Annotated in this window: 1 protein-coding gene; it reads left to right on the forward strand. The window is 60.9% G+C overall.

Translation table 11 applies throughout. The features are described 5' to 3' along the window. The first annotated feature begins 146 nt into the window (after positions 1-146). The gene (locus HMPREF2712_RS07880) at positions 147-899 is read left to right on the forward strand and encodes a hypothetical protein (protein WP_049328078.1); all 753 of its coding nucleotides are present in this window, start codon (positions 147-149) and stop codon (positions 897-899) included. Positions 900-980: the final 81 nt, after the last annotated feature.

Consider the following 980-nt stretch of genomic DNA (forward strand, 5'->3'; position numbering starts at 1 on the left):
GGGGGGGGGGAAGCACCGCAACATCTCAGGGAGCTTTCAGGTCACGGTGCTAGCATGGAGGCGTACTCCGGGCACACTGGAGTACAGGTCAACCACACCACGCACTGCGCCGTCGCAGAGCGGCGCATACAGAAAAGAGAAATTCAGTGAAGAAGTCAATTGCTGTACTGTCCCTGACCATTGCCGGTGCCCTCGGCCTCGTAGCCTGCGGCGGTAACTCCGGCACCAACTCCAATTCCTCCGCATCGGCAAGCGCGTCCGCTTCTGCAACTGCTTCCGCAACTGCCTCGGCACCCGCAAGCACCTCCGCAGCAGCAACCAGCAAGAGCACCACCTCCGCAGCAACTGAAACCACCAAGGCAGAAACCAAGACCACCCAGGGCACCATCAGCACCCCCAGCGGTCTGCCCAGCGAAGCAACCGAAGCGCTCAAGAAGGGCCAGGAATCCGCCGATCAGGCAGCCTCCGCAGGCTACACCGCCAGCAAGAAAGCCCTGGAGCAGCTCAAGAACGAGGCCGGTGTGAAGAAGGCGCAGACCAGCGACGGCACCGTCTACTACACCGATAAACTCGCTGCATTCGAATCCAAGGACGGCGCTATCGTCAGCATCCAGAATAACGGTGTGTGGACCAGCATGGACTCCAACGGTACAACCATCGTCGTGAGCGAGGACGGCTCCTGGATCAAGACCAACCCCAAGGACAACCTCTACACCGTCGTTAAGGCAGACGGCACCGCATCTGTGCTGAACACCAAGACCTTCGAACAGGCGACCGACGTCTCCACCATCGAGACCCCGAAGGCCCCCGGCCGCATCGACGGCTTCAGCGGCACCGCTAAGACCCCGGTCAAGCCCACCAAGATTGGTGACCTCTCCGAGGTTGCAGGCGCCAAGTAAAAACTAGTTCCTACCACCGGGCCGAATAGCCCACCACAATAGGGACACCAACGCCCCGTGCGCATCCGACCGTGATGCGTG

Source organism: Rothia sp. HMSC064F07 (genome assembly GCF_001837265.1).
Lineage (GTDB): Bacteria > Actinomycetota > Actinomycetes > Actinomycetales > Micrococcaceae > Rothia > Rothia mucilaginosa.